The organism is Microbulbifer sp. S227A, from assembly GCF_049800935.1.
On record NZ_JBNAFZ010000001.1, the window covers coordinates 905,900 to 931,955 of the forward strand.

Annotated in this window: 30 protein-coding genes and 1 tRNA gene; 16 read left to right on the forward strand and 15 right to left on the reverse strand. The window is 63.2% G+C overall.

Annotated features, from left to right (window positions below):
- Nucleotides 1-48 precede the first annotated feature (48 nt).
- From ACP15R_RS04270 to ACP15R_RS04280, 3 genes are all read left to right on the forward strand, one after another.
- Complete coding sequence (locus tag ACP15R_RS04270) at nucleotides 49-363, forward strand: ArsR/SmtB family transcription factor (RefSeq protein WP_424985136.1); 315 nt, start codon at nucleotides 49-51, stop codon at nucleotides 361-363.
- A 48-nt stretch (nucleotides 364-411) separates the two neighbouring features.
- Entirely contained in the window at nucleotides 412-1,473 is a 1,062-nt protein-coding gene (locus ACP15R_RS04275) for a permease (RefSeq protein ID WP_424985137.1), read from the forward strand.
- A 324-nt stretch (nucleotides 1,474-1,797) separates the two neighbouring features.
- On the forward strand, nucleotides 1,798-2,541 hold the full coding sequence (locus tag ACP15R_RS04280; protein ID WP_424985138.1) for a VPLPA-CTERM sorting domain-containing protein: 744 nt from the start codon (nucleotides 1,798-1,800) through the stop codon (nucleotides 2,539-2,541).
- Between the two features lie 222 nt (nucleotides 2,542-2,763).
- Here the strand turns inward: ACP15R_RS04280 and ACP15R_RS04285 are convergent.
- The 4 genes from ACP15R_RS04285 to ACP15R_RS04300 all read right to left on the reverse strand — a co-directional run bounded on the left by ACP15R_RS04285 (nucleotide 2,764) and on the right by ACP15R_RS04300 (nucleotide 6,014).
- A tRNA-Pro gene (locus ACP15R_RS04285) sits at nucleotides 2,764-2,840 on the reverse strand.
- Between the two features lie 47 nt (nucleotides 2,841-2,887).
- Nucleotides 2,888-3,859, reverse strand: coding sequence for a DMT family transporter (locus tag ACP15R_RS04290; RefSeq protein ID WP_424985139.1), 972 nt, complete (start codon nucleotides 3,857-3,859; stop codon nucleotides 2,888-2,890).
- An 82-nt stretch (nucleotides 3,860-3,941) separates the two neighbouring features.
- Entirely contained in the window at nucleotides 3,942-5,048 is a 1,107-nt protein-coding gene (gene leuB / locus ACP15R_RS04295) for a 3-isopropylmalate dehydrogenase (RefSeq protein WP_424985140.1), read from the reverse strand.
- An 81-nt stretch (nucleotides 5,049-5,129) separates the two neighbouring features.
- A complete protein-coding gene (locus tag ACP15R_RS04300) occupies nucleotides 5,130-6,014 on the reverse strand; it encodes a LysR family transcriptional regulator (protein WP_424985141.1) in 885 nt (294 codons plus the stop codon).
- Between the two features lie 102 nt (nucleotides 6,015-6,116).
- Between ACP15R_RS04300 and ACP15R_RS04305 the strand changes: the two genes are divergently transcribed.
- Nucleotides 6,117-7,025, forward strand: a complete 909-nt coding sequence (locus tag ACP15R_RS04305; RefSeq protein WP_424985142.1) for a hypothetical protein — start codon at nucleotides 6,117-6,119, stop codon at nucleotides 7,023-7,025.
- Here the strand turns inward: ACP15R_RS04305 and ACP15R_RS04310 are convergent.
- The 5 genes from ACP15R_RS04310 to leuC form a co-directional block, all read right to left on the reverse strand.
- Nucleotides 6,975-8,066 carry an endonuclease/exonuclease/phosphatase family protein gene (locus ACP15R_RS04310; protein WP_424985143.1) on the reverse strand — a complete coding sequence of 364 codons (1,092 nt, stop codon included), beginning with the start codon at nucleotides 8,064-8,066 and terminating at the stop codon, nucleotides 6,975-6,977. The genes ACP15R_RS04305 and ACP15R_RS04310 overlap by 51 nt on opposite strands.
- On the reverse strand, nucleotides 8,063-8,896 hold the full coding sequence (locus tag ACP15R_RS04315) for a hypothetical protein (protein ID WP_424985144.1): 834 nt from the start codon (nucleotides 8,894-8,896) through the stop codon (nucleotides 8,063-8,065). The genes ACP15R_RS04310 and ACP15R_RS04315 overlap by 4 nt, the downstream gene beginning before the upstream one ends.
- A gap of 274 nt (nucleotides 8,897-9,170) precedes the next feature.
- Complete coding sequence (gene leuD, locus ACP15R_RS04320) at nucleotides 9,171-9,776, reverse strand: 3-isopropylmalate dehydratase small subunit (protein WP_424985145.1); 606 nt, start codon at nucleotides 9,774-9,776, stop codon at nucleotides 9,171-9,173.
- 42 nt (nucleotides 9,777-9,818) lie between these two features.
- Nucleotides 9,819-10,373, reverse strand: coding sequence for an HdeD family acid-resistance protein (locus tag ACP15R_RS04325; RefSeq protein ID WP_424985146.1), 555 nt, complete (start codon nucleotides 10,371-10,373; stop codon nucleotides 9,819-9,821).
- A gap of 34 nt (nucleotides 10,374-10,407) precedes the next feature.
- Entirely contained in the window at nucleotides 10,408-11,811 is a 1,404-nt protein-coding gene (gene leuC / locus ACP15R_RS04330; protein WP_424985147.1) for a 3-isopropylmalate dehydratase large subunit, read from the reverse strand.
- Nucleotides 11,812-12,099: 288 nt separating this feature from the next.
- On the opposite strand from leuC, the gene ACP15R_RS04335 reads away from it, so the two are divergent.
- From ACP15R_RS04335 to rlmH, 3 genes are all read left to right on the forward strand, one after another.
- Nucleotides 12,100-13,461: a mechanosensitive ion channel family protein gene (locus ACP15R_RS04335; RefSeq protein ID WP_424985148.1), complete on the forward strand. Its 1,362-nt coding sequence runs from the start codon at nucleotides 12,100-12,102 to the stop codon at nucleotides 13,459-13,461.
- 161 nt (nucleotides 13,462-13,622) lie between these two features.
- On the forward strand, nucleotides 13,623-13,985 hold the full coding sequence (gene rsfS, locus ACP15R_RS04340; protein WP_424985149.1) for a ribosome silencing factor: 363 nt from the start codon (nucleotides 13,623-13,625) through the stop codon (nucleotides 13,983-13,985).
- A 35-nt stretch (nucleotides 13,986-14,020) separates the two neighbouring features.
- Nucleotides 14,021-14,491 carry a 23S rRNA (pseudouridine(1915)-N(3))-methyltransferase RlmH gene (gene rlmH, locus ACP15R_RS04345; RefSeq protein ID WP_424985150.1) on the forward strand — a complete coding sequence of 157 codons (471 nt, stop codon included), beginning with the start codon at nucleotides 14,021-14,023 and terminating at the stop codon, nucleotides 14,489-14,491.
- A gap of 42 nt (nucleotides 14,492-14,533) precedes the next feature.
- On the opposite strand, the gene ACP15R_RS04350 is transcribed toward rlmH, so the two are convergent.
- Nucleotides 14,534-14,893, reverse strand: a complete 360-nt coding sequence (locus tag ACP15R_RS04350) for a hypothetical protein (protein WP_424985151.1) — start codon at nucleotides 14,891-14,893, stop codon at nucleotides 14,534-14,536.
- A 138-nt stretch (nucleotides 14,894-15,031) separates the two neighbouring features.
- Between ACP15R_RS04350 and ACP15R_RS04355 the strand changes: the two genes are divergently transcribed.
- From ACP15R_RS04355 to ACP15R_RS04375, 5 genes are read left to right on the forward strand one after another with little or no spacing between them, the layout of a single operon-like run.
- On the forward strand, nucleotides 15,032-15,979 hold the full coding sequence (locus ACP15R_RS04355; RefSeq protein WP_424985152.1) for an aspartate carbamoyltransferase catalytic subunit: 948 nt from the start codon (nucleotides 15,032-15,034) through the stop codon (nucleotides 15,977-15,979).
- A complete protein-coding gene (locus tag ACP15R_RS04360; RefSeq protein ID WP_424985153.1) occupies nucleotides 15,976-16,503 on the forward strand; it encodes a hypothetical protein in 528 nt (175 codons plus the stop codon). Before ACP15R_RS04355 ends, ACP15R_RS04360 begins: the two co-directional genes overlap by 4 nt.
- Before the next feature lie 55 nt (nucleotides 16,504-16,558).
- Nucleotides 16,559-17,839, forward strand: a complete 1,281-nt coding sequence (gene pyrC, locus ACP15R_RS04365) for a dihydroorotase (protein WP_424985154.1) — start codon at nucleotides 16,559-16,561, stop codon at nucleotides 17,837-17,839.
- Nucleotides 17,839-18,447: a glycerol-3-phosphate 1-O-acyltransferase PlsY gene (plsY, locus tag ACP15R_RS04370; RefSeq protein WP_424985155.1), complete on the forward strand. Its 609-nt coding sequence runs from the start codon at nucleotides 17,839-17,841 to the stop codon at nucleotides 18,445-18,447. The genes pyrC and plsY overlap by 1 nt, the downstream gene beginning before the upstream one ends.
- Before the next feature lie 60 nt (nucleotides 18,448-18,507).
- A complete protein-coding gene (locus tag ACP15R_RS04375) occupies nucleotides 18,508-19,635 on the forward strand; it encodes a beta-ketoacyl-ACP synthase III (protein ID WP_424985156.1) in 1,128 nt (375 codons plus the stop codon).
- Nucleotides 19,636-19,665: 30 nt separating this feature from the next.
- On the opposite strand, the gene ACP15R_RS04380 is transcribed toward ACP15R_RS04375, so the two are convergent.
- Complete coding sequence (locus tag ACP15R_RS04380) at nucleotides 19,666-20,142, reverse strand: hypothetical protein (protein WP_424985157.1); 477 nt, start codon at nucleotides 20,140-20,142, stop codon at nucleotides 19,666-19,668.
- Nucleotides 20,143-20,449: 307 nt separating this feature from the next.
- Here ACP15R_RS04380 and ACP15R_RS04385 point away from each other — a divergent pair, with 307 nt between their 5' ends.
- Nucleotides 20,450-21,046 (forward strand): thymidine kinase, encoded by a 597-nt coding sequence (locus ACP15R_RS04385; protein WP_424985158.1) that lies wholly within the window; start codon nucleotides 20,450-20,452, stop codon nucleotides 21,044-21,046.
- A gap of 7 nt (nucleotides 21,047-21,053) precedes the next feature.
- On the opposite strand, the gene ACP15R_RS04390 is transcribed toward ACP15R_RS04385, so the two are convergent.
- From ACP15R_RS04390 to ACP15R_RS04405, 4 genes are all read right to left on the reverse strand, one after another.
- Complete coding sequence (locus ACP15R_RS04390; RefSeq protein ID WP_424985159.1) at nucleotides 21,054-21,392, reverse strand: tRNA-binding protein; 339 nt, start codon at nucleotides 21,390-21,392, stop codon at nucleotides 21,054-21,056.
- Nucleotides 21,385-22,200, reverse strand: coding sequence for a pyrroline-5-carboxylate reductase (gene proC, locus ACP15R_RS04395; RefSeq protein WP_424985160.1), 816 nt, complete (start codon nucleotides 22,198-22,200; stop codon nucleotides 21,385-21,387). The genes ACP15R_RS04390 and proC overlap by 8 nt, the downstream gene beginning before the upstream one ends.
- Nucleotides 22,201-22,234: 34 nt before the next feature.
- Nucleotides 22,235-22,735 (reverse strand): YbjN domain-containing protein, encoded by a 501-nt coding sequence (locus ACP15R_RS04400; protein WP_424985161.1) that lies wholly within the window; start codon nucleotides 22,733-22,735, stop codon nucleotides 22,235-22,237.
- A gap of 271 nt (nucleotides 22,736-23,006) precedes the next feature.
- Complete coding sequence (locus tag ACP15R_RS04405; RefSeq protein WP_424985162.1) at nucleotides 23,007-23,255, reverse strand: accessory factor UbiK family protein; 249 nt, start codon at nucleotides 23,253-23,255, stop codon at nucleotides 23,007-23,009.
- Nucleotides 23,256-23,348: 93 nt separating this feature from the next.
- Here ACP15R_RS04405 and lgt point away from each other — a divergent pair, with 93 nt between their 5' ends.
- From lgt to pgeF, 3 genes are read left to right on the forward strand one after another with little or no spacing between them, the layout of a single operon-like run.
- Entirely contained in the window at nucleotides 23,349-24,227 is an 879-nt protein-coding gene (gene lgt / locus ACP15R_RS04410) for a prolipoprotein diacylglyceryl transferase (RefSeq protein WP_424985163.1), read from the forward strand.
- Nucleotides 24,224-25,291, forward strand: a complete 1,068-nt coding sequence (locus ACP15R_RS04415; RefSeq protein ID WP_424985164.1) for a class I SAM-dependent methyltransferase — start codon at nucleotides 24,224-24,226, stop codon at nucleotides 25,289-25,291. The genes lgt and ACP15R_RS04415 overlap by 4 nt, the downstream gene beginning before the upstream one ends.
- On the forward strand, nucleotides 25,288-26,043 hold the full coding sequence (gene pgeF, locus ACP15R_RS04420; protein ID WP_424985165.1) for a peptidoglycan editing factor PgeF: 756 nt from the start codon (nucleotides 25,288-25,290) through the stop codon (nucleotides 26,041-26,043). The genes ACP15R_RS04415 and pgeF overlap by 4 nt, the downstream gene beginning before the upstream one ends.
- Nucleotides 26,044-26,056: the final 13 nt, after the last annotated feature.

Below are 26,056 nucleotides of genomic sequence, written 5' to 3' on the forward strand. Positions count from 1 at the left end.
AGGCCACAAACACATTTACAAAACTAGAATCATAGTTATATTGATCGCATGACAACACATACATCCGTCGTGCGCGCGCTTGCCGCCCTGGGCCATGACGCCCGCCTTGCAATCTTTCGCCTGCTGGTTCGCGCCGGCCATGACGGGTTGAATGTCGGAGAGATCGGGCAAGAGCTCGACATGCCCGCATCGACCCTTGCGCACCACCTCAGGTCGCTGGTCGAGGCCGGGCTGGTGGTACAGGAACGAAAGGGCCGCCAGATCGTCAACCGGGTTGATTACGACGCGATGCAGCGCACGGTTACCTTTCTGACCGCCGAATGCTGTGTCGGGGTCACGCTCACACGGGATGACGCCGCCTGAGACCCGGTTTTTTTGGGCCTAAACAACCACTCCCCTAGGAAAATAGACATGAATACCCTCGCGCAAACCACCCGCACCCGCATGATTGATCTGGCGCTGACGCTCTGGACCAAGGAACGGGTCTGGCTGGTGTCGCTTGCCATTCTCGGGCTTCTCTTGCTGTTCGACCCGGCCCAGGGGGTGGAAAGTGTGTCGTTCACCGTGGCGAACCTGGCGGATGTCGCACCGTTTCTGGTGCTGTCGATCGGCATCGCCGCCTATGCCGGGGCAACCGGTGCCGATGGGCTGATCGCGCGGGCCTTTACCGGTTCGCCCGCCATGATGATCATCGTCGCGGCCCTTGCCGGCGGGCTGTCGCCCTTCTGTTCCTGCGGGGTCATTCCGCTGATTGCCGCCCTGCTGGCCATGGGCGTGCCCCTGTCGGCGGTGATGGCCTTCTGGCTGGCGTCGCCGGTGATGGACCCGTCGATGTTCGTGCTGACCACAGGCGTTCTGGGCGTTGAATTTGCCATCGCCAAGACGATTGCCGCCATCGGGCTCGGGATATTCGGCGGAACCGTGGTGCATGTTCTGGCGAAATCCGGTGGCCTGTCCGACCCGCTGCGCGACGATGTGGGCAATGGCGGCTGTGGCGGCGCCAAGGTTCGCACCGCTCAACCCGTGGTCTGGGCCTTTTGGCGGGACAACGAAAGGGTCGCCAAATTCATCCGCGAAGGCATCAAGACAACGCTGTTCCTGGCAAAATGGCTGACGCTGGCCTTTGTGCTGGAAAGCTTGATGCTGGCCTGGCTGCCGGCGGATCTCGTGGCCCGTACACTGGGCGGCACCGGGCTCGCCCCCATCGGCATTGCGACACTGGTCGGTGTGCCTGCCTATCTCAACGGTTATGCCGCGCTGCCGCTGGTTGGCGGATTGATCGGCCAGGGCATGGCCCCCGGCGCGGGCCTCGCGTTCCTGGTGGCCGGGGGTGTAACCTCGCTCCCCGCGGCAATCGCGGTGTGGGCATTGGTCAAACGCCCGGTATTCCTGCTATACCTCGCCATCGCGCTGACCGGCTCTTTCACCTCGGGACTGGCGTTTCAGATCTGGACCTCGATGATTACCGGATGAGGGCAGCACGCAATCAGAGATTACGCCGCAAACCGGTTATTCTCTCAGACGGCAATTAATGCCGATCGGATTTGGCTTCAGTTGTTGCGTTGGCGAATCATGAAACCCCTTTGGCGTGGTTTCGCCCACGCCCCTGCCCCGAAAGTCGGCCCGCCTTTCTCGCATTCCCGACTAACAACAACCTATCCGTGTATTGTCCGCACCGGTAACGCTGTCACCAAAGACGAAAATCTTGATCGAATCATGCAACCCGTGCAGGGTTGTCTGACTTTAGTTTAATCAAAGTTATTCAATTAATGCGGTTTCCGCATAAGGTGCACATAAATGGACAAGTCCAAAAAATTTCTTGAATCTTCACTCCTGGTATTGGCGCTGAGCGTTTTTCCTCTGCCCTTGGTCGCCGCCACCATGCAGGCCACATTTACCGGCATTGTCAGTCATTTTCATGGCGACGGTGCGCAATGGGGGCTGGGGAACGGCGAAGGCCTCAGCTACACGGCCACTTTTTTCTACGACTCTGACCTCGCAACGATGCCCGCCGGCAGCAATGCCGCCAGCGTCTCGGTACACTCCGCCTCACTCACCATGAACGGGATCACGTTCAACCTGGGTTCCGGTGGCGCGACTTATCACCCCTTCCCCGGTAGAGAAACGAATATCTGGGGCCAATACAATGCCAGCAATGAGCACGTCGACAACACCCAACACTCACGAATTGTCCAGTCCATGGGACAAAGAGCGATTTTTCAACGCCCTGACCTGGCGCCAGATGCTTCAGGTGCAATGAGCGATCCGGCCAATAGCGATCTGACTTCCTATTTCGGGCATGAGTTTTATTCCGACCAGCTTGACGCCGTCATTTACGGAGGGAGCAGTTTCTTTGACTTCGCTGAATACGACCTGCAGACCGGAGAAGTGATCTCGCGTGTCGGGGGTTTTCTTTCCCCCGCGCGTCCACTGACAATGCAAGTATCCGCCGTTCCGCTTCCGGCGTCCATGCCAATACTCTTGTGCGCCCTCGGGATTCTGGGTTTGCTCGGACGACACAAGCACGCCCTATCGTCCTAAAATGCTTCGTGCAAAATCCGCATCACCTGACGCCATCTGAAATCAGGTTCGCAGCGCGATAGGTGATGCCCCAGCCCTCAGGAAAAACGCGATGCTTCAAAGTGACATCCCACAAAGAACTTGTGCATTTTCAATGCCTTGAGCAACGCAATGGCCGACAGAGAAAAAACTGTGCCTCTTGAACCAAGAGGCCCGCAGTTCCGCCAGGGCTCTTGTTGATATTGGTCGGAGTGGCGAGATTCGAACTCACGACCCCTGCCTCCCGAAGACAGTGCTCTACCAGGCTGAGCTACACTCCGACCGTGCAGGAGCGATTACAGACACCGCGCGGGTTTGGCAAGCCCAATCATCGGCGTCTTTTCAAGACTCTTGTCAGGACACCCACCCGCAGCCCCGCCATCAGCCCGATACGCGTCTTGGTTTCGAGCACCGGGCGGTTTTGCGAGCGGTTGCCATGGGATTCGCGGCGCAGGATGTAGAGGCCGCTGGCGGTGACGATCGCCGTACCCACATAGGTCATCGCGTCAGGATACTCACCAAACAGCACCGCCCCGAAGAGCGCCGCCCACAGGATTTGCGAATATTGCATCGGCGCGACGATGGCGGCGTCGGCACGGCGATAGGCAATCACCATGCAGGACATGGCCAGCAGGACCAGCACCGCAACCACCGCGAGCGCGCCGAAATCAGCTATCGGCATGGGCCGGTAGACGAAGGGCAGCGCAACGCCCATCATCACAAAGCTCGCGAGCATCGGATAAAGCACCATCAGCACCGCGCGCTCGTCATTGCCGATCTTGCGGACCACGAGGGCATTGAGCGCACCCGCAACCGCCGCCGCCAGCGCCGCGGCGTGGCCGATATTGACCGCCGTGGACCCCGGGCGCAGCACCACCAGGACCCCGATCAGGCCGACAACCACCGCGATGGCACGGCGCGGACCCACCTTTTCCCCCAGCAACGGCACCGCCAGAACGGTGATCAACAGCGGCGTTGCAAACAGCACCGCATAGACCTGAGCCAGGGGAATCAGCGAAAAGGCAAAAAATGCCCCGACCGCCGCGATCACTGCGGAAATACTGCGCACCAGCATCCACCAGGGATGTGTCGGGCGCAGCGTGCCGGGAACAGTGTCCCCGATCAACAACACCGTCATCAGCGGAAAGGTCAGGAGGGCGCTGAAAAACGCGATCTGGATCGATGAATAGGCCGCGCCGAGATATTTGATGATGACGTCGTGCGACGCGAAAATCGCGAACCCCAGAAGACCGAACAGGGCGCCGGACAGGTTGCTGGAACGTGGCGGATCGCTGGGCAAGGTGGCGTCGGTCCTGGCTGGGCCGCCCATTGGCGACACGGTCGCGGGGATAGGGCGTGGGGACCGCCCCACGCCCGGCGGATCAGAGGCTGGCGTCCAGAGCAGCGAGGATCGCATCACCCATCTGTTCGGTGCTGACGGGCTCGACCCCGTCTTCACCGATCAGGTCGGCGGTGCGCAGCCCATCGGCAAGCACCTTTTCGACCGCCGCTTCGATGCGGGTGGCTTCGTCGCCCTGATCGAAGGAATAGCGCAGCGCCATCGCAAAGCTCAGGATACAGGCAATCGGGTTGGCCTTGCCCTGGCCGGCGATGTCCGGGGCCGAACCATGTACCGGTTCATACAGTGCCTTGGGACGGCCATTGGCCATCGGTGCGCCAAGCGACGCCGAGGGCAACATGCCCAGCGACCCGGTCAGCATCGCGGCGGCATCCGACAGCAGGTCGCCGAACAGGTTGTCGGTGACGATCACGTCGAACTGCTTGGGCCAGCGGCAGAGCTGCATGGCGCCGGCATCCGCATACATGTGCGACAGTTCCACATCCGGGTAGTCTTCGTCATGCACCTTTTGCACGACTTCGCGCCACAGGATGCCCGACTCCATCACGTTGGCCTTTTCCATCGAGCAGACCTTGTTGTTGCGGCGGCGGGCCAGCTCAAAGGCCGATCGCGCCACGCGGTCAATTTCGCTCTCGGTATATCGTTGGGTGTTGATGCCGATCCGCTCGTTGCCTTCCTTGATGATGCCGCGCGGCTCGCCGAAATAGATGCCGCTGGTCAATTCGCGCACGATCACGATATCAAGCCCGGCCACCACGTCGCGCTTGAGCGAGCTGAAATCCGCCAGCGCGTCAAAGCACTGGGCCGGGCGCAGGTTGGCATAGAGGTCCATTTCCTTGCGCAACCGCAACAGGCCCCGCTCGGGCTTGACGCTAAAGTCGAGCGCATCGTATTTCGGCCCCCCGACCGCGCCCAGAAGCACCGCGTCGACCTCCATCGCCTTGGCGAGCGTGTCATCATGCAGCGGCGTGCCATGCTTGTCATAGGCGGCCCCGCCCACCAGATCCTCGGACACGTCAAACGCCAGGCCGCGCTTGGCCCCGAACCAGTCGATGACCCGGTTGACCTGGGTCATGACCTCGGGGCCGATACCGTCACCGGCAAGGATAAGAAGCGAGGGGTTGGACATGCGGGCTCTCCTGAATTTTCCTTGTTTGCCCCTACCGCGCGCGATGCACAGGGTCAATAAGACGCAGCCCGGCCCGCGCCCTCAGAGGCGGGACAGACCTTCGGCCAACAGGTCCCACACCCGGCGCAGGCGGGGTGTCTGGCGCATCGCCTGATGCGCCGTAAGCCAGACCGGCAGCACCGGCATGGGCACACCAAGATCAAGCTGTTCGACCTCGGGATCGGCCCGCGCCACGCCAAGCTGTGAAAACCCGATGCCACAGCCCGCCCGCAGCAACTCCCAATAGGTCGCCTGGTTGTCACATCGCATGACAAAATCCTCGCGCCGCACGGACCAGCCCATCGTGGCCATGGTCCGCAGGATCAGGTCATTGCGGTCATAGCCGATGAGATCGTGGGCCAACAGGTCTTCGGGCGTTGCCGGACGGCCCCGGCGATCCAGATAGCGGCGCGCCGCGAACACGCCCAGTTCAAGATCGGTGATATGGCGCGCCACCAGGTCAAGCTGGGTCGGGCGATACATGCGCAGGGCAATATCGGCCTCGCGAAACAACAAGTTCTCGCTGGTGTCAGAGGGCAGCAATTCCAGTTGAATCGCCGGTTCCGCCTCGCGAATGCCCGCGAGGATCGGGGGCAGAAGGTGGTGCGAGGCAAAGACGCTCGCGGTGATCCTGACCGTCCCTTCCAGCCGGGTGGATTGCCCGGCGGCGGTCAGGGCCAGCGCCTGCATCGCCTCTTGCATCTGGCGGGCCATGGGGATCAGCCCCGCCCCCGCATCGCTAAGCGCGAGACCGCGCGCGTGCCGGGTGAACAGCTCCACCCCCAGAGCGTTTTCCAGCGCCTGCACCTGCCGCCCCAATGTCGGCTGGCTGCACCCCAGCACCCGCGCCGCGGCCGAGAGCGACCCAGTATCCGCAACGGCGAGGAAGCTCTGAACAAGGGACCAATCCCGAAGTTTGGCAGGCACATCCATTCACCAATGAATATCTGACAGACAAATTTCGGCAATCCCTATACACCACAGAAGCGGATATTTCTCCTCCCGACCCAGTTTTTTTCAGGAGATGACATGCCCCAGACTGTTCTGATACTCGGCGCGACCGGCCGTCTCGGACGCAATGCCGCCATGCAATTTGCCGCCGCCGGATGGAGGGTACGCCGGTTTGATCGTACCCATGATGACCTGATGCAGGCGGCGCGGGGTGTGGATGTGATCGTCAATGGCTTCAACCCGCCCTATGCCGACTGGGCCGCAGAGGTACATGGGCTTCACGCCCAGGTTATCGCAGCAGCGAGGCAAGCCGGGGCCACCGTGATCCTGCCCGGCAATGTCTATGTGTTCGGCGCGGACACTCCTGCCCCGTGGACGGCGGACACACCGCACCGCGCGCGCAACCCGCTGGGACGCATCCGCATCGACATGGAGCGGGCCTATCGCCTGGCCCCGGTGCGTACCATCATGCTGCGCGGCGGGGATTTCATCGACACCGCCCCGTCGGGCAACTGGTTTGACAAGGTCCTGACCAAGTCACTGGCCAGCGGGCGGTTCACCTATCCCGGCGATCCCGACATTCCCCATGCCTGGGCCTATCTGCCCGACTATTGCCGCGCCATGGTACAGCTGGCGGAACGGCGGGCGTCGCTGCCGGGCTACACGGACATTCCCTTTCCCGGCTACACGATGAGCGGGCGGGACATGGCCGAAATACTGAACCGTCTCCACCCGGCCGGCCTGCGCTTGCGGCGGATGTCATGGCTTGGCCTGAATTTGTTGCGACCGTTCTGGCCGCTGGCCGCCTGCCTGCACGAGATGCGCTATCTGTGGGACACGCCGCATTGGCTCGACCGGGCCAAGTTCGACCGGATATTGCCCGGTTTCCGGAACACCCCGGTTCACGAGGCGCTGGCATCGGCGGTGAAACAGCCTTCAGTCGAGCACGAGATCCACCCAGACAAGGCGGTGACGGCTGGCGGCTAGGGCCTCTTCATGGCCCGGCTCGCCGGGCGAGGGCCAGTACACCCCGGCATCGCCGACCGTCAATGCCGCAGAGGGCAAGACATAATCCACGCGAAACCGCCCGATCCCGTCCCAATCAACGGTATCGCGCGCATTTGCACCCCCATGCCCCTGATCGGGCATCGCCCCGGCCCCGCCGCTCACCGGTTGCGGGTCCTGCAATCTGGTGTCCGCCAGCAGGGCGCGGATCGCCTCGGTGCGGCCGGCGCTGTCATCGGGATCGAGATTGGCGTCACCGACCAGCACAAAGGCCTTGGGCACGTCACCGAACGCCCCGTCCAGTACCTTGCGCCACAACAGGATCTCATCGTGATTGCGACGGCCATTGCGATCCTCGGGGCCATCAAAAACCGGCGGGTTCGCGTGAAAGGTCATCACCGACAGGATCGTGCCATCTGGCAGCGCAACAGGCACGATCCAGTGCCCGGTATTCGACAGGCGCTGCGCCGCCTGCGCCTCGGCGGATGGATAGGGCGATCCGTCCTCGTGTTGCGGCAGGATTGCACCGGGAAGGTCGCGCCAGATCAGATCGCTGAAATCCCGGACCTTGTCGGCCAGGATCGGATGACGGGACAACACCGCCAGCCCGCCCTGCCCGGTAAAGGCTCCGAACCCCTGCGCATCGCCCGGACCACCCAACCGACCATCGCCATCCAGATCCAGATCCGTCGCCATCCCGGAATTGGGCCGCGCGGCAAACCGGTGGGGGTAGGCCACGCCGCTTGCGGCCAGAAGATCGGCCAGGGCGGCAAGCGCGGCCCCGTCATGGTCCCAGTCGATGCCCTGCAGGGCGAGAATGTCCGGCGCGGTCTCGGCAATGACCCGCACCACGGCGGCAATCTGCCCGGAGTCACCCCGCGTCAGGTCGCGATAGAGCAGGCCCGGCCCGTCACGTTGCAATTCCGCGTTGAACGTGGCGACGCGCAGCGTCTCGCCCTGCGCCGGCAACACATGCGCCCCAAGCCCCGTCGCGCAGACCACAAGCCCCCGCAGCAGCATCATAGCAGGTGGACAGGCTCGGATTCCTGCGAGGCGCGGCGGCGCTTGTCCTCGATCAGTTCGGCGATGCGCATCATGGCGATGCCGCGCATGATCATGCTCGCGGGGAGAAAGGCCCAGGCGCTGATCGTCCAGATCATGGTCTGCGGATGCGCGAGCGTGATCGGGTCGATCAGGTCCGACGTCATCCGCACGAGGGTCGGAATGAGAAACGGCAGCGCAATGCCCAACACCGCGTTGATGCGGCCGTCGCGCTGGAGCCTGTGCACCACGTCCCCGCCCGCGGTCGGATCAAAGCGCGGCAGGTTCACCCAGACGTTGAACGCGCCATTGCGGGTTGGCCAGCCATAGAGACGCACCGCGCCGATGAACACCACCACGCTGGTCAGGGCAATGGCATAGGCGACGCCGGCAGCGTCGCGCACCCGTTCCACCACCATGTTCGAGATTCCGTCAGGCAGCATCCCGATCACCAGGCGCACCGGCGAATAGGGGAAATCGCTGTAATGCCCCACAACCTGTCCCAAACCGCTGAAAAACCCGGTGATCGCGGTGGGCTCGTAGATGTTCTTGGACGCAAGCGTCAGCACCAGCACCATCAGGAACAGCCCGACAAAGCGCAGCCGGTTGAGCGGCGGCGCATCCCGGAATTCCACGATACTGGGATAGTTCGCGAAATATTCGGCAAAAGTCAGACCGGCGCCGACAATGGCCAGCAGGGCGACGATTTCGATGGCATCCGTGGTATAATCCGGCAACAGCAACGATGGAGAGGCAATCATCACGGCCACCAGAATGCCGCGCATGAGTGCACCGGTGATCCGTCTCAACACTGGCTCTTTCCCCTCGAATTGGACCGTCAGCGCGCCGCGCCTGTAGCGCGATACCATCTTGAACCGCGAAACACGCGGGTGGTCAACGTCCTGTTATGACATTACTGCGCGACAGATCGCGTTCGCTCAAGCCTGACGGGCGCAGAACCCCGCAATCATCGGGTGACGCCGCTGAACTGGTGCCGGTTTGCATCAATTGCGCGCGGCGCTGGTGTCAAACGAAAACGGGCCGCGTCCCGGCGCGGCCCGTTCGAAACAGTGCATGTGGCGCGGCTCAGACCCAGGGGCGTTCCTGCGCGGTCTTGCCTTCATAGCTGTCGATTGCCCCGACCTTTTCCATGGTCAGCCCGATGTCGTCCAGGCCTTCGAGCAGACAGTGTTTCTTGAACGGATCGACCTCAAAAGCAAAGCTCTCGCCATCCGAGGTGGTGACGGTCTGCGCCTCGAGATCGATGGTCATGCGGGCATTCGCGCCTTTTTCCGCATCCTTCATCAACACATCGACAACCTCTTGGGGCAGGGCGATGGGCAGGATGCCGTTCTTGAAGCAGTTATTGAAGAAAATATCGGCAAAGCTGGGCGCGATGACACAGCGGATGCCGAAATCCTTGATCGCCCAGGGCGCGTGTTCGCGCGAGCTGCCGCAGCCGAAATTGTCACCCGCGACCAACACTTCGGCGGCGCGGTATTGCGGCTTGTTCAGAACGAAATCGGGCAATTCGTTGCCGTCATCGTCATAGCGCATTTCGTCAAACAGGTTGACGCCCAGACCGGAGCGCTTGATCGTCTTGAGAAATTGTTTGGGGATGATCATGTCGGTGTCGATATTGATCATCGGCATCGGTGCCGCGATCCCCGTGATTGTCGTGAATTTGTCCATCTTCGTCTCCGTGGGATGACCTGTGCGTCACCCCGGTTGGTTCTATTTGTCGAATTTCGCCTGAAGCTTGTCCCGCAGCACGCCTTTGGCGGTGCGCAGAAAGAACGCGAGCGCGATCAGCCCCGCCCCGTTGAACAGCAGTTCGATGCCCAGGAGCACCCCCAGAAGGCTTGGCGCGACCGATGCAAAATTGGCAAAAATATACCCCGCCAACAGCACCGAAACGGCACCCGATATCAACATGGGCCAGAAGAACGGCGTCTCGCGCATCTGGAACGCGGTGATCACCCGCGCGACCCCGCTGGCGGCAAAGAGGATCGCAACCAGCAGCGTCAGCGAAATCACACCTTCCAGCGGGTGCCAGACCAGCGACAGGCCCAGCAACAGCATCAGGACACCTAGCCCGATGCCCAGGAACTTGCCCCAGGCTCCGTCTTCGCCAAAGCCGGCAAACACCTGGATCCCGCCCGACAGCATGAACATGATCCCCGCCAACACCGTGACGCTGATCGATGCGGCAACCGGATTGGACAGCACGAAAACGCCAAAGACGACGGAAACGAGTCCGAGAATGAGCCACTTTACCCAAGTTTTCATATCAGGATTCCTTCATAGGTTGTTCACCCGGACGCTACATCAACTCGCGTATGTCTGTCAGGTGTCCCGTGACTGCGGCGGCGGCGGCCATTGCAGGGCTGAGCAGGTGGGTGCGCCCGCCACGGCCCTGGCGGCCCTCAAAGTTGCGGTTGCTGGTCGCGGCACAGCGTTCGCCCGGAGCAAGCTGGTCCGGGTTCATCGCAAGGCACATCGAGCATCCGGCAAGGCGCCATTCGAAACCGGCCTCCTTGAAAATGTCGGCCAGGCCCTCTTCCTCGGCCTGCGCCCGGACCAGGCCGGAACCGGGCACCACCATCGCGCGCATGCCGTCCTTGATCTTCTTGCCCTTCAGGATTTCCGCGGCGGCGCGCAGATCCTCGATGCGCCCGTTGGTGCAGGACCCGATGAACACGGTATCGATCTTGATTTCGCTGAGCGGGGTGCCCGGCGTGAGCCCCATATAGTCGAGCGAACGCTGCGCCGCGCCGACCTTGCCGCCGGTGAAATCCGAGGGATCAGGCACATTCGCCGTAATCGGCAGCACGTCTTCCGGGCTGGTGCCCCAGGTCACAACCGGCGCGATGTCTTCGCCCTTGATCGTGACGACCTTGTCCCAATGGGCGTCATCATCCGAATACAGGGTTTTCCACCAGGCCATCGCCGCTTCCCATTGCGCGCCTTTCGGGGCATGCGGGCGGCCCTTGCAATATTCGAACGTGGTTTCGTCCGGCGCGATGAGCCCGGCACGGGCGCCGCCTTCGATTGCCATGTTGCAGACCGTCATGCGGCCTTCCATCGACAGATCGCGGATGGCTTCGCCGCAATACTCGATGACATAACCGGTGCCGCCGGCAGTGCCGGTCTCGCCGATGACGGACAGGGTGATGTCCTTGGCGGTCACACCGGGCCGCAGCTTGCCGGTGATCTCGACCTTCATGTTCTTGGATTTCTTCTGGATCAGCGTCTGCGTCGCCAGAACGTGCTCGACCTCCGAAGTGCCGATCCCGTGCGCCAGCGCCCCGAACGCGCCATGGGTCGCCGTGTGGCTGTCACCGCAAACCACGGTCATGCCCGGCAAGGTCCAGCCCTGTTCCGGTCCGACAATATGCACGATGCCCTGCCGCACGTCGCTGACCGGGTAGTAATGGATGCCGAAATCCCTGGAGTTCTTGTCGAGCGCCTCGACCTGGATGCGGCTTTCCTCGTTGTCGATGCCATCCACCCGGTCAAGCGTGGTGGGCACATTGTGATCCGGCACCGCGATGGTCTTGTCCGGCGCGCGCACGGTGCGGTTGGTCATCCGCAGCCCTTCGAACGCCTGCGGGCTGGTCACCTCGTGAACAAGGTGGCGGTCGATATAAAGAAGGGTGGTGCCGTCTTCGTCCGCGTGGGCGACATGGGCATCCCAGATCTTGTCATAGAGTGTCTTGGGGGACATGGGTCCTCTCCCGTTTGCTAGAATCTGAACAGTGTGAACGAATGCGCAAGCCTATAGCCGCGCCAGCACCGTAAGGGTTGCACCAAAGAACCGCTCGCGCAGGCGGAGCCGGTCCTGAAGGTCGAGTCTTGGCGTTACGGATGGATTCATGCGGTCCAGATACAGCCGCGGCGGGATTCATTCAAGGTTCATCATGCGCGCCGCCCTGCCGGGCGGTACGGCGGCCGGTTCGACGTGGCCTTGCGCCCTGCTGCTTGTCATGCAAGCGTATCCGGAAAAAGGAGCGCCATGGACCCGGTCACCGACGTTACCAGCACCCTGATCCAGACGATCATGCTCTATTTCGGGCAGGCACGCGAAACCGTGGTGTGGTTTCTCATGCCCGGTTGGCGACTCTACCAGATCCTGATCATCCTGGCGATCGTCGCTTTGGCCTGGCTGTTGAAACTGCTGAGCGAACCCCGGCTGCAAGACTGGGCCCGCTCGCGCGAGGGCTGGCCGAAATGGCGGCTGCGCCTGCTGGTGCAGATACGCCGCCGGATGCTGCTGATCTGGTTCTCGCTGCTTGGCGGGCTGGTCTATCTCGTGATGCAACAGCTCACCTGGCCCTCGCGCAGCTACCTGATCGGGCTGGCGGTGACGCTTTCGACGGTCTGGCTGTCAATCGGGCTGGCGGTCCAGCTGGTGCGCAACCGGTCGCTGCGCAACGTGGTGACGTGGTTCCTGTGGATCTATGCAACGCTCTATTTCCTGAACGCTCTGGACGAAATCGCGGCATTCCTCGACCGGCTGGCGATCGAATTCGGCGATGCCCGTGTTTCGGCCCTGTCGGTGATTTCGGCGCTGGTCATCCTGGGCGTGTTGATTGCCGGGGCGCGGCTGCTGTCGCGGATGTTCACGGCCAATGTCCGCAACAATCAGGACCTGTCCCCGTCGATGCAGGAACTGACCACCAAGGGCGTGCAATTGCTGCTCTATGGTCTGGCGATCTATATCGGGGCGCAGGCCATCGGGTTTGACCTGACCGGGCTGGCGTTCCTGTACGGTATCATCGGCGTCGGCCTTGGTTTCGGCCTGCAAAAGGTGGTGTCCAACCTTGTGTCCGGCCTGATCATCCTGCTCGACAAGTCGATCAAGCCCGGCGACGTGATTTCACTGGGCGACACGTTTGGCTGGATCGACTCGCTCAGCGCGCGCTATGTGTCGGTGGTCACGCGCGAGGGGTTGGAATACCTGATCCCGAACGAGGATCTGATCGCCAACCAGGTGGTGAACTGGACCCATTCCAACCAGCTGGTGCGGCTCGATATCTACTTTGGCACCGCCTATGACGACGACCCTCACAAGGTCCGGGCCCTGGCGATCGAGGCCGCGTCCGGCGTCAAGCGGGTGCTGGTACAGCCAAACGCACCAGTCTGTCACATCGTCGGCTTTGGCGACAGCAGCGTTGATTACATCCTGCGTTTCTGGATTGCGGACCCGACGGCGGGGCTCACCAATGTGCGGGGCAACGTGTACCTGGCGTTGTGGGACATCTTCAAGGAACACGGCATTTCAATCCCCTTCCCCCAACGCGAAGTGCGGATGCTGGCAGGCCCGGACAACCATCCGCCCCTCCCCGCCGCAAGGCATGATGACGCAGCCGGGTGACACCTGGCGATCTTGGCACCTCAGCCAATTGAAAAACGGCGCATACGTTGTTATTTTGAAATTACCCCAGCGCCGGGGGTCTGTCGGCGTGCCAGAAGGAGGACAATGTCCTGTCAATCCATGCTGAAGCGGGTTGCCCCGCTGACGATCGGGCCGGTCTCATGACGGCCCAGCCCCAGCCGACAAGCGAAACGCTGTTGGCGCGTATCCTCACTTCACTTGACGACGACAAGGCGGAAGATGTTGTGCAGATCGACCTGCGCGGCAAGACCGAGATCGGCGACTATATGGTCGTGGCCTCGGGGCGCTCGACGCGGCAGGTGTCGGCCATGGCCGAAAAGCTGACCGACCGGATCAAGCAGGAATTCGGCCGCAGCTGCAAGGTCGAAGGCAAGGAGACCGGGGACTGGGTCCTGATCGATACCGGCGATGTCATCGTGCATATTTTCCGCCCCGAGGTACGCGAGTTCTACCAGTTGGAAAAGATGTGGCTGCCCTCCGGCGGCTCGGCTACGGCCAACTGATTTCTGTGTGCCGGTAACCCGGCGGGAAAGATGCTGTGCGCATAACGATCTGTGCGGTCGGCCGTTTGCGGGCCGGACCGGAAAAGTCGCTGATTGACGATTACCTTTCACGGTTCGAGCGGACCGGACGCGCCCTGGCCCTCGGCCCGGCGCAAATCGTGGAAATTGACGACCGCAAGGGCGGCGGCATGAGCAGCGAAGCAGACCTGCTGCGCCGCGCCCTGCCCGCTGGTGCGCTGATCTGTACCCTGGATGAACGCGGGCGCACGATGACGTCACCGGATTTTGCCAAGCGGCTCGCGGGCTGGCGGGACGATGGCCAGCGGGACCTGGCATTGCTGATCGGCGGTGCAGACGGGCTTGATCCGTCCCTGCGCGCCCAAGCGGATTTCAGCCTGTCCTTTGGTGCAATGGTCTGGCCACATATGCTGGTGCGGGTGATGCTGACCGAGCAGCTCTATCGCGCCGCCAACATACTCTCTGGCGGGCCTTATCACCGGGCGTGAGTCCATTCCCCCGGCGAGAGTGGCGACCGGTCCTTGCGGGCTTCAGGGCAGCGTCACGATCGTGGTCTGTTCGGACCAGCCATCAACCAGGCATCGCGCCTGGATCTGAACCTGCGTGGTGCCCTCGGGAACGGTGATACCGCCAAGAGACCGGGTAAATGGCTGTTCCTCGACATGTGGATGGTGCAGCACCCGCAAGCCCAGCTCGTTCCCCTGCATGTCCAGAACCCGCCAGCCATCGGCATAGTGATCCCATCCTGTATCAGGATGCGACAGGGTCACGTCAAAGGTCAGCCCGCCCGCAGCCGCGCGCACCTTGACCGACTCGACCACGGGATCGTCGGCCAGCGCGCAGAGCGGAGCAAGACAAAGGGCAATACAGAGCGGGCGCAGGATCATCATGGCGCAATTCTAGGTCCGGTCGCCCGGCAATGAAATGCCCAATCGACCTGATGACATAGATCTGATCCGATACCGCCGCACCGCTTGCCCGCACCCCGGCAGCTACCTATAAGGCACCTGCCAACATGCGGAGCGCCCATGTCCTTTGACCATCGCCACCTGCTGGGGATCGAACAGCTCGGCCCCGCCGACATCACCACGATCCTCGACCTTGCCGAAGACTACGTGACCCTGAACCGCGGCCCCAGCAAGCATTCCGACGTGCTGGCCGGTCTGACCCAGATCAACATGTTCTTTGAAAACTCCACCCGCACGCAGGCGAGCTTTGAAATCGCCGGCAAACGGCTCGGGGCCGACGTGATGAACATGGCGATGCAGGCCAGCTCGATCAAAAAGGGCGAAACCCTGATCGACACGGCGCTGACGCTGAATGCCATGCATCCGGATCTGCTCGTGGTGCGCCACCCGCATTCCGGCGCGGTGGATCTTCTGGCGCAAAAGGTCAATTGCGCGGTGCTCAATGCCGGGGATGGCCGCCACGAACACCCGACGCAAGCGTTGCTGGATGCGCTGACCATCCGCCGGGCCAAGGGGCGGCTGCACCGCTTGTCCATCGCGATCTGCGGCGACATTGCCCATTCGCGCGTGGCGCGCTCCAACATCCTGTTGCTGGGCAAGATGGAAAACCGCATCCGCCTGATCGGCCCGCCGACGCTGATGCCATCCCAGATCGACCAGTTCGGGGTCGAGGTCTATGACGACATGGAACAGGGCCTTGCCGATGTCGACGTGGTGATGATGCTGCGCCTGCAACGCGAGCGCATGGATGGCGGGTTCATCCCGTCGGAACGCGAATATTATCACCGCTACGGGCTGGATGAAGAAAAGCTGGCGCTGGCCAAACCGGACGCCATCGTGATGCATCCCGGCCCGATGAATCGCGGTGTCGAGATCGACGGCACGCTGGCGGATGACATCAACCGCTCGGTCATCCAGGACCAGGTCGAAATGGGCGTGGCCATCCGCATGGCCGCGATGGATCTGCTGGCCCGCAACCTGCGCGACACGAGGTCCAGCGCCGCATGAGCGAACTGATCACCGTATCCGCGCAGGAAACCGGGGTGCTGCGGCTGTTCGCGCTCGACATGCCGCGCGAACAGGTCCGGTTTCTGGATGAGCCCGGCGCGCTGGACGATGTGCTGGGTGTCAGCGGGCTTGATACGGACCATGTCGAGATTTTCCCGGTCGGCGATCTCGATGAACTCGGGCTGCGCGGATACCTCGCCGAGGGGCATGCCATACCCAAAGACCAGCTTGACGCCAGCCTCGCGGACGTGACCGGCCATGTGCTGCTGCTGCACAGCCGCGCCTTTGGCGGCAAGGCAATCACGCTGACTCCCGATGCGGCACTGCGCCCGCTGGGGGTCTATTCGGTGACGCCCACCGACTGGACCGCGCACCCCTCCCCGGTGCCGGCAAGCGCACGGCCCTATACCGGCGCGCCCCAATCCCCACGCGCCGCCCGCAACCGCGCCCGGCGCATCGGCGGCGGCATCTTTGCCGGGGTCATGCTCCTTGTGGTGCTGTTTCTGTACCTGGTGATCCGATGACCCACCGCCGGACCGCCCCCGCCGCAATCATAGCGACCATCGAAAGGCATCGCCGATGACCGCCACGCTCTTTACCAACGCCCGCCTGATCGACCCGGAGGCCGGGTCCGACACCCTCGGCAGCCTGCTCGTCCGCGATGGCCGTATCGCCGCCGCCGGGGCCGAGATCGTGCTGCCGCAAGACGTTGATCTGGTCGATTGCGGTGGCAAATGCCTCGCCCCCGGCATCGTCGATATCGGCGTCAAGGTTTGCGAGCCGGGCGAGCGGCACAAGGAAAGCTATCGCTCTGCCGGGCTGGCGGCGGCGGCGGGCGGGGTCACGACGATGGTGACCCGCCCCGACACGACGCCCACCATCGACAACCCCGAGACGCTCGAATTTGTCACCCGCCGGGCCAATGCCGCGGCCCCTGTCAACGTGCTGCCCATGGCGGCGCTGACCAAGGGGCGCGAGGGCCGCGAGATGACCGAGATCGGCTTTCTGATGGATGCCGGCGCGGTGGCATTCACCGATTGCGACCATGTTGTCACCAACACCAAGGTGTTTTCCCGCGCGCTGAGCTATGCCCGTTCCTGCGGTGCGCTGGTCATTGCCCACCCGCAGGAACCGGGCCTGTCGGCGGGGTCCTGTGCCACCTCGGGCAAGTTCGCGTCGCTGCGCGGCCTGCCCGCCGTGTCACCGATTGCCGAGCGCATGGGGCTCGACCGCGACATCGCCCTGCTGGAAATGACCGGCGCGCGCTATCACGCCGACCAGATCACCACCGCCCGTGCCCTTCCCGCTCTGGAACGTGCCAAGAAGAACGGGCTGGACATCACCGCCGGGGTCAGCATTCACCACCTGACGTTGAACGAACTGGACGTTGCCGATTACCGCACCTTCTTCAAGGTCAAGCCGCCGCTGCGTTCCGAGGACGACAGGCTGGCAGCGATCGACGCCCTGCGCAGCGGGTTGATCGACATCATCTGCTCGATGCATACGCCGCAGGACGAAGAGAGCAAGCGCCTGCCCTTTGAAGAAGCCGCCAGCGGGGCCGTGGCCCTGGAAACCCTGCTTCCCGCGGCGATGCGGCTTTACCACGGCGACCACCTGGACCTGCCGGCGCTGTTTGCCGCCCTGTCGCTGAACCCCGCGCGTCGGCTTGGCCTTGACAGCGGCCGGCTCTCGGCCGGCGCCCCGGCGGACCTGGTCCTGTTCGACCCCGATGTGCCCTTCGTGCTCGACCGCGCCACCCTGCACTCGAAATCGCGCAACACTCCGTTTGACGGTCAGCGCATGCAAGGTAGGGTCCTCGCAACCTATGTCGCCGGCACGCCGGTCTATCGGAGAGACTGATGCCCCCCTTTGACTCTTCCCTGGTCCAGCTGATCCTCTGGGCACTCGTGGGCTATGGCCTTGGTTCGATCCCGTTTGGCATGGTGCTGGCACGTGTCATGGGGCTCGGCAACCTGCGCGAGATCGGCTCGGGCAATATCGGCGCGACCAATGTGCTGCGCACCGGCAACAAGACAGCGGCGGCGCTGACCCTGTTGCTCGATGGTGGCAAGGGGGCCGCCGCCGTGTTGATCGCGCGGGCATTTGCACCCGAGGATTCCGTCCAGATCGCCGCTCTCGCGGCCTTTCTCGGCCATTGCTATCCCGTCTGGCTCGGCTTTCGCGGGGGCAAGGGCGTGGCGACCTTTATCGGCGTCTGGCTGGCGCTGGCATGGCCGGTCGGCCTTGCCATCTGTGGCCTCTGGCTCGTCACCGCGCTGATCACGCGCATCTCGTCGATGAGCGCCCTTGTCGCCGCCGCCGGGTCAACCCTTTGTGCGGTGTTTCTCGGGCATGGCACCGCGCTGATCTTTGGCGGTGTGGTGACGCTTCTGGTTTTCTGGCGGCACCGCGAAAACATCCGGCGCATCCGGGCCGGCACCGAAAGCCGGATCGGCCAGAAAGGCTAGCGGCCCTTGTTCCGGCGCATTGGCGTGGCTAAATTCTTCTGAACCCAGAAGGACGCCAACGTGACCCATATACCCGCCATCACCGGCACCGGGCTGTTCACCCCGGAACAGACCATCTCGAACGCAGAGTTGGTCGAGGCGTTCAATGCCTATGCCGACCTGTTCAACGCGCAACATGCCGAGGCGATTGCCGCGGGCGAGATCGAGGCCAAGGAACCGTCCAGCGAGGCGTTCATCGTCAAGGCGTCGGGCATCGAGCAGCGCCATGTAATCGACAAGACCGGCATTCTGGACCCCACGGTCATGCACCCGTTGCTGCGCCAGCGCGGCGATGAAGAACCGTCGCTGATGGCCGAGATGGGTGTCGATGCCGCGACCAAGGCGCTTGCCGCCGCCGGGCGCAGCGCGGATGACATCGACCTGGTGATCTGCGCCGCATCCAACCTGGAACGCGCCTATCCCGCGATTGCGGTCGAAATCCAGAACCTGCTGGGCGTTTCGGGCTTTGCCTTTGACATGAACGTCGCGTGCAGCTCGGCGACCTTTGGCATCCAGGCCGCCGCCGACATGGTGCGCGCCGGGTCGGTACGCGCGGCGCTGGTGGTCAATCCCGAGATCTGCTCGGCGCATCTCGAATGGCGCGACCGCGATTGCCATTTCATCTTTGGGGATGTCGCCACCGCCACGCTGGTCGAACGCGCCGATGCCGCCAGCGGTGCGCATTTCGAGATCATGTCAACCCGCTGTGCCACCGCGTTTTCCAACAACATCCGAAACAATAACGGCTTTCTGCGCCGCTCGCGCCCCGACGGGCTGAAGGATCGCCGCGACATGCAGTTCATGCAGAACGGCCGAAAGGTGTTCAAGGAAGTCGTGCCGATAGTCAGCGACCACATCGCCGATCACATCACCGCAGGCGGGATCGATGCCGGCGACCTGAAACGCCTGTGGCTGCACCAGGCGAACAAGTCGATGAACGATTTCATTGGCCGCAAGGTGCTTGGCCGCGCCCCCGCGCCCGAGGAACAGCCCAACATCCTGCAAGATTATGCAAACACCTCTTCCGCCGGGTCGATCATTGCCTTCTCGAAACACTCGGATGACCTGCAAGCGGGCGATCACGGGCTGATCTGTTCGTTCGGAGCGGGCTATTCGGTGGGGTCGGTTCTGCTGCGCCGCCACGCCTGAGACCGGCCGGATCCGGCGCGCCGGGCCGGATCACCCCCCGTCGTTCTGGCCGCGCTGCTCCTCTTCGAGATGCAGTTTCATGTCGATCAGAACCTGCTGCAACATCAAAGTCTCGCGCAGCAACCGCTTGGCTTCATTGATGCTGATGATGCCGTCTTCGATCGACTGGTGATACTCGGACATCAACATCGCGAACCGTTGGCTCAGGGCGATCACATCGTGGTTGATGCCGCCGCTTTCCGGCATGTTGGGATGGCGGTCGTCATAGGACAGCGTGATTTTCTTGAGCTCGGCCAGCGCGCTGGTGACATGGGGGAAGGATGACTCGGCCTCTAGCTTGGCCACCGCGTCCACAGGGATGAAGCGGTCGGAATGTTCGTCATGTTCCGAATAATACCGGCCCAGCGTCGCCTTGGACTTGCCCGTGATCTGGCAGGCCGCTTCGATGCCCACATCCTTGATCAGGGATTCCGTGTGCTTTTTCAGGTAACTGCCGGCTTCGTTCATTCACTTGTTCCCTGAACTGGTACGCTTGTCTTGCCTGACGGGGAATGTCAGCAGGGTTTTCCCATACCGCCCTCATAATCCAGATGTCATACATTTTCCATACCTCTCGAAGTGGGGGGTATCGGTAGCAGGTAATGCCCCAGTTGGCAGTGTTTAAAGAGTTGGCCGCGGACCGCACCAAGTCCGCGGTCCTTGACAGTGCAATACGGTCGGCATCCCTCCCTGCCGGCCGTATCTGCCAGACAGTGCCGATTACGCCCGGCATTCCGGTGCTTCTATACCCGCGAGAAACGCTGTAGACAGCGGAATGGCCAAGCTTTTTTTCAATTATTCGACCATGAATGCCGGGAAATCGACACTGTTGCTGCAGGCGTCGCACAACTACCGCGAACATGGCATGGACACCTATCTGCTGAGCGCGAGCGTCGATGACCGCGCCGGCAGCGGGCGGATTGCCTCGCGGATCGGCATCGGAGCCGAGGCCGACATCTTTGGCCCGCGGGACGATCTCTTTGCGATGATCGACACCCGGCAAAAACAGGGGGCCATCGCCTGCGTCTTCGTCGACGAGGCGCAGTTTCTCGGCCACGAACAGGTCTGGCAGCTCGCCCGTGTGGTCGATGATCTGAACCTGCCGGTGCTTTGCTATGGCCTGCGGGTCGATTTTCGCGGCGAGCTGTTTCCCGGCTCGGCCACCCTACTGGCAATCGCCGATGAAATGCGCGAAGTGCGCACGATCTGCCATTGCGGGCGCAAGGCGACGATGGTGATCCGCCAGGATGAGCAGGGCCGGGCAATCACCGAGGGCGCACAGGTGCAGATCGGCGGCAATGAAACCTATGTCTCACTCTGCCGCCGTCATTGGCGCGAGGCGGTCGGAGACCCCAGCCACAGCGAGACCTGAGCACGCCTCAGTGCATCCGCCCGCCAACCGGCACCTTGCCATCCGGCCCGATCAGCACGATCTCGCCCGACTCGTCCGGCAGGCCCAGCACCAGCACCTCGGACATGAACCGCCCGATCTGGCGCGGGGGAAAGTTGACCACGGCCATGACCTGTTTCCCGACCAGCGTTTCGGGCTGGTAATGCGCGGTGATCTGGGCCGACGACTTGCGTTCGCCAATCTCGTCGCCGAAATCGATCCACAGCTTGATCGCCGGCTTGCGTGCCTCGGGATAGGGCTCCGCGCGCAGCACCACGCCGACGCGGATATCCACCTTGAGGAAATCGTCAAAATTGATCTCAGCCATTTGCCAGCTCTCTCGATCGGTCCGCCGCCGCCGCAACCGCCCGCTTGAGCAACGCCGGAAAGCCGTTTTCCTGATCCATCAGCACCTCGAGCGCCGCCTGGGTCGTGCCGTTGGGGCTGGTGACATTGACGCGCAGCTGGCCGGGGTCTTCGTCGGCGGCCTCGGCAAGGGCACCCGCGCCCGCCACCGTCGCCTTGGCCAGCGTCATTGCCAGATCGGCGGGCAGGCCCTGGGCCTCGCCTGCGGCGGCCATCGCCTCGATCATGTGGAACACATAGGCCGGACCCGAGCCGCTGACCCCGGTCACCGCATCCATCTGGGCCTCGCTGTCAAGCCGCACCGTCTGTCCAACCGCCGACAACAGCGCCTCGGCCAGGTCAAGATCGCTGGCGGCGCTGCTGGCATTCCCGATCAGGGCGGTGATACCACGCCCCACCGCCGCCGGGGTATTGGGCATGGCGCGAATGATCGGAGAACCGGCCCCGAGAATGGCCTCGAAGGCGGAAATCGGAGTGCCCGCCGCAACCGAGACAAACAGGGTCTTGCCGCCTCCCTTGGCCGCGATCGCGGGCAGCGCATCGCCCATCATCTGCGGCTTGACCGCGATCAGGATGATCGCGGGTTCGGCGGGCAGGTCGGTGTTGATATGCACGCCCTGTGCCTTGACCCAGTCTGACGGATACGGGTCAAGCACCCAGACCGAAGTCGCGGGCAATCCGCCATCCAGCCATCCGGCCAGCATGGCGGACCCCATCTTGCCGCACCCCAACAGGACCAGCCCGCGGTCCGCCACATCGTTCATGTCCATGATTGCCCCTTCCCAACCGGTTCAGGGCAAGGGTTTACGCGCGCCCGTAAGCCTCTGCAATGGCGACTTGCATCGCTTCCGCCGGGGTTCGGTCGCCCCAGATCATCAGCTGTACCGCCGGATAATACCGCTCGGCCCCAAGAACCGCGGCGCTGATCATCGTGTCGATCTGGTCCGGCGAGGCCATCTGGCCACCGCTCAGCACCAGGCCATAGCGATAAACCATCAGTTTCTGCTCGCCCCAATAGGTGAACGCACCGGCCCAACATTGATCGTTCATCCGGTTGAGCAATTCGTACAGCGCCGGCAATTTTTCTTCCGGTGGTTCGAGCTCGAACGTGCACACCATCCGCAGCGTTTCGTCATAGGCCGACCAGGCCAGCGTGATCGAATAGGTGCGCCATTGCCCTTCGACAGCCATGGCGATCTGATCGTCGCCGATACGGTCGAAATCCCAATCGTGATCGGACGCGATATGCTCGACGATATCGATCGGGTGAATGTCTTCTTCCAGATACTGTTCGGAAAGGGCCATGATGCCACCTCACTGATCTCTAGCAGAGGGGGCGACGCAGCGCCCCAAGCGCTAGCTGACTGCTCAACAAGCCGGGGCGATCCCCCGATCTCATACAATATATGGTGCGATGCATATACGCCGCTGGCAACCCCCTATTTGGGGGGAGGCCGCAATAAGTTGTGGACAGAGTGTGGGTATTGCCAAAATATTGGCAGATTTGGCGACAACCGCCCCGCGGCGGGCCCGCCCGGTTGCAACGGGCCCCGGGGACTGCGTCTGTGCCCGTGCCTTACTTGTCGGCCTTGGCCTCGAGCGCGGCAAGGCGTGCCGCAAGCGCGTCATTCTCTTCACGGGCCTTTTGCGCCATTGCGCGCACCGCGTCGAACTCTTCCCGGGTCACAAAATCGCGATCTGCGAGCCACCGGTCAAGCAGTGATTTCATCGCGGTCTCGGCCTCGCCCTTGGCACCCTGGGCCACGCCCATCGCATTGGTCATCAATTGCGATATGTCATCAAGGATCTTGTTGCGGGTCTGCATCTGTCGCCTCCGTGTCGCGTTGCCCTATATATGGGCGAGCAAAGCCGCCGCGACAAGGTTGACTTCGTCGCGCCCGCACGGTCAGAAGGCGCCATGCAATTCCCCGATCTCTCTCCCGAACTGTTCTCGATCTCGATCTTCGGCATGGAACTGGCCCTGCGCTGGTATGCGCTGGCCTATATCGTCGGCATCCTGATCGCCTGGCGGCTGGCGGTGATGGCGGTGCGCCGCCCTGCCCTCTGGCCCGCGCAGCAACCGCCGGCAACCCCGACACAGATCGAGGACCTGCTGACCTGGATCATCCTTGGTGTCATTCTCGGCGGGCGGCTGGGGTTCGTGCTGTTTTACCAACCGGGCTATTACCTGCAAAACCCGCTCGAGATCCTCAAGGTCTGGCAGGGTGGCATGGCCTTTCACGGCGGGCTGCTCGGAGTGATCGCCGCCGCGTGGCTCTATACCGCGCGCCACAACCTGCCCCGGCTGGGCATTGCCGACCTGGTGGCGCATGTGGTGCCCCCCGGCCTGTTGCTGGGGCGGCTGGCCAATTTCATCAATGCCGAATTGTGGGGTCGCCCCACCGATCTGCCCTGGGGCGTGGTTTTTCCCGGCATCGCGGCGCAGGATTGCCCGGGCATCGAGGGGCTCTGCGCGCGCCACCCGTCGCAGCTCTACGAGGCGGCGCTCGAAGGGCTGATCCTCGGCGGGCTGTTGTTGTGGCTGGTCTATCGGCGCGGCGCTCTCAGGCGTCCGGGGCTCGTGTCGGGCGTGTTCTTCGCGGGCTATGGTCTTGCGCGGTTCCTGGTGGAATTCGTTCGCCAGCCCGACAGCCAGTTCGTGGAGCCCGGCAACCCGCTGGGCCTCGCCTGGCATGTGGGGGGCTATGGGCTGACCATGGGGCAATTGCTGTGCCTGCCGATGATGGCGCTTGGCGTCTGGCTGATCCTCCGCGCCCGGCGCACATCTCCCACATGAGCCTCAAGGCGCAGATCCTCTCGCGCATCCGCACCGACGGGCCGATCAGCCTTGCCAGCTATATGGGCGATTGCCTGATGCATCCGACGCTGGGCTATTACGCCACCCGCGATCCCTTTGGGCAGGCCGGCGATTTCACCACCGCCCCCGAAATCAGCCAGATGTTCGGCGAATTGATCGGCCTGTCGCTGGCGCAGGCATGGCTGGACCAGGGTTGCCCGGCACCTTTCACACTGGCCGAGCTTGGCCCCGGTCGCGGCACGCTCATGGCCGACCTGTTGCGCGCCACCCGCGCCGTTCCCGGATTTCACGCGGCGGCCCGGATCGCCCTGATCGAACAATCCCCGACCCTGCGGGGCATTCAGGCCCAAACGCTCGCCGCCCATGAACCCACCTGGCATGACAGCGCCCAATCGCTGGCCGAGCAACCGTTGTTTTTGATCGCCAACGAGTTCTTTGATGCCCTGCCGATCCGGCAGTTTGCCCGCACCGGTCCCCATTGGCGTGAACGTCGCGTCGGCGCGCAGGGGGACAGGCTGGTTCTGGGCATGACCGATCCGGCCCCGGTGCCGGCGCTGGAGCACCGGCTGGCGGATACCAGCGACGGCGACATTGTCGAATTCTGCCCCATGGTCCCGGCGGTTACGAACGCCATCGCGGGGCGAATCGCCCGGCATGGCGGCGCGGCCCTGATCCTCGATTATGGCGACTGGCGGTCGCTTGGCGACACGCTGCAGGCGCTGCGCGCCCATCAGAGCGCCGATATTCTGGGCATGCCGGGAGCCGCCGACCTGAGCGCCCATGTGGATTTCGAAGCCATCGCCAGCGCCGCGCGCAGCGCTGGATGTGCCCATAGCCGCCTGAGCACACAGGGCGTTTTCCTGGAACGCCTTGGCATCACGGCCCGTGCACAGCGGCTGGCCGACGGTGCAACGGGCAAAGAGCCGGAAAACATCATTGCCGCGCATCGCCGGTTGACGCATCCCGCCGAAATGGGAAACCTGTTCAAGACACTGGGCCTCTATCCCGAAACCGCCGCCCCGCCACCCGGACTCGAAGCATGACATTGGAAATCCTCACCGCGGACAGCCTCGCGCCCTTGCAACACGGTTTTTTCACCCGGCGCGGCGGCGCGTCTTCGGGGGTCTTTGCCGGGCTCAATTGCGGCACCGGATCGAGCGATCAGGCGGATGTGGTCGCGATCAACCGGGCGCGCGTGGCCGAAGCCGTAGGCGTCGAACCCGAGGCGCTGGCCGCCGTTCATCAGGTGCATTCCCCCGATGTGGTCACCGTCGACGGGCCGCAGGCCGACAAACCCCGTGCTGACGCGATGGTCACGGCCACGCCGGGCATCGCGCTGTCGATCCTGACGGCGGATTGCCAGCCGGTGCTGTTTGCCGATCCCCAGGCCGGGGTGATCGGCGCGGCCCATGCGGGATGGCGCGGGGCGCTGGACGGCGTGCTCGAAGCCACGCTGGACGCGATGGAGGCCCTGGGCGCCCGCCGCGCGGACACGCGGGCGGTGATCGGCCCCTCGATCAGCCAGGGCGCCTATGAGGTCGGCCCCGAGTTCCTCGACGCCTTCATGGGCGACGATCCCGATAACGCCCGGTTTTTTGCCAATGGCACCGGCGATCGGTATCACTTCGATCTTCAGGGCTTTGGCCTGCACCGGCTGCGGCAGGCTGGGATCGGGCAGGCCGAATGGACCCGCCATTGCACCTATTCCGATCAGGACCGGTTCTTTTCCTACCGCCGCAGCGTACACAGAAAGGATGCGGATTACGGCCGGCTGATCTCGGTGATCCGGCTCTGACCCGAAAACCGGC

Coding starts and splice junctions, on each gene's coding strand:
- ACP15R_RS04405 (WP_424985162.1), bottom strand. CDS start 23,255: ATGCAGACCCGCAACAAGATCCTTGATGACATATCGCAATTGATGACC.
- leuC (WP_424985147.1), bottom strand. CDS start 11,811: ATGTCCCCCAAGACACTCTATGACAAGATCTGGGATGCCCATGTCGCC.
- ACP15R_RS04275 (WP_424985137.1), top strand. CDS start 412: ATGAATACCCTCGCGCAAACCACCCGCACCCGCATGATTGATCTGGCG.
- ACP15R_RS04325 (WP_424985146.1), bottom strand. CDS start 10,373: ATGAAAACTTGGGTAAAGTGGCTCATTCTCGGACTCGTTTCCGTCGTC.
- ACP15R_RS04360 (WP_424985153.1), top strand. CDS start 15,976: ATGAGCGAACTGATCACCGTATCCGCGCAGGAAACCGGGGTGCTGCGG.
- lgt (WP_424985163.1), top strand. CDS start 23,349: ATGCAATTCCCCGATCTCTCTCCCGAACTGTTCTCGATCTCGATCTTC.
- ACP15R_RS04270 (WP_424985136.1), top strand. CDS start 49: ATGACAACACATACATCCGTCGTGCGCGCGCTTGCCGCCCTGGGCCAT.
- leuB (WP_424985140.1), bottom strand. CDS start 5,048: ATGTCCAACCCCTCGCTTCTTATCCTTGCCGGTGACGGTATCGGCCCC.
- rsfS (WP_424985149.1), top strand. CDS start 13,623: ATGACGGCCCAGCCCCAGCCGACAAGCGAAACGCTGTTGGCGCGTATC.
- ACP15R_RS04350 (WP_424985151.1), bottom strand. CDS start 14,893: ATGATGATCCTGCGCCCGCTCTGTATTGCCCTTTGTCTTGCTCCGCTC.
- ACP15R_RS04280 (WP_424985138.1), top strand. CDS start 1,798: ATGGACAAGTCCAAAAAATTTCTTGAATCTTCACTCCTGGTATTGGCG.
- ACP15R_RS04415 (WP_424985164.1), top strand. CDS start 24,224: ATGAGCCTCAAGGCGCAGATCCTCTCGCGCATCCGCACCGACGGGCCG.
- ACP15R_RS04385 (WP_424985158.1), top strand. CDS start 20,450: ATGGCCAAGCTTTTTTTCAATTATTCGACCATGAATGCCGGGAAATCG.
- ACP15R_RS04380 (WP_424985157.1), bottom strand. CDS start 20,142: ATGAACGAAGCCGGCAGTTACCTGAAAAAGCACACGGAATCCCTGATC.
- ACP15R_RS04390 (WP_424985159.1), bottom strand. CDS start 21,392: ATGGCTGAGATCAATTTTGACGATTTCCTCAAGGTGGATATCCGCGTC.
- plsY (WP_424985155.1), top strand. CDS start 17,839: ATGCCCCCCTTTGACTCTTCCCTGGTCCAGCTGATCCTCTGGGCACTC.
- ACP15R_RS04400 (WP_424985161.1), bottom strand. CDS start 22,735: ATGGCCCTTTCCGAACAGTATCTGGAAGAAGACATTCACCCGATCGAT.
- ACP15R_RS04305 (WP_424985142.1), top strand. CDS start 6,117: ATGCCCCAGACTGTTCTGATACTCGGCGCGACCGGCCGTCTCGGACGC.
- leuD (WP_424985145.1), bottom strand. CDS start 9,776: ATGGACAAATTCACGACAATCACGGGGATCGCGGCACCGATGCCGATG.
- pyrC (WP_424985154.1), top strand. CDS start 16,559: ATGACCGCCACGCTCTTTACCAACGCCCGCCTGATCGACCCGGAGGCC.
- ACP15R_RS04335 (WP_424985148.1), top strand. CDS start 12,100: ATGGACCCGGTCACCGACGTTACCAGCACCCTGATCCAGACGATCATG.
- ACP15R_RS04355 (WP_424985152.1), top strand. CDS start 15,032: ATGTCCTTTGACCATCGCCACCTGCTGGGGATCGAACAGCTCGGCCCC.
- pgeF (WP_424985165.1), top strand. CDS start 25,288: ATGACATTGGAAATCCTCACCGCGGACAGCCTCGCGCCCTTGCAACAC.
- proC (WP_424985160.1), bottom strand. CDS start 22,200: ATGGACATGAACGATGTGGCGGACCGCGGGCTGGTCCTGTTGGGGTGC.
- ACP15R_RS04310 (WP_424985143.1), bottom strand. CDS start 8,066: ATGATGCTGCTGCGGGGGCTTGTGGTCTGCGCGACGGGGCTTGGGGCG.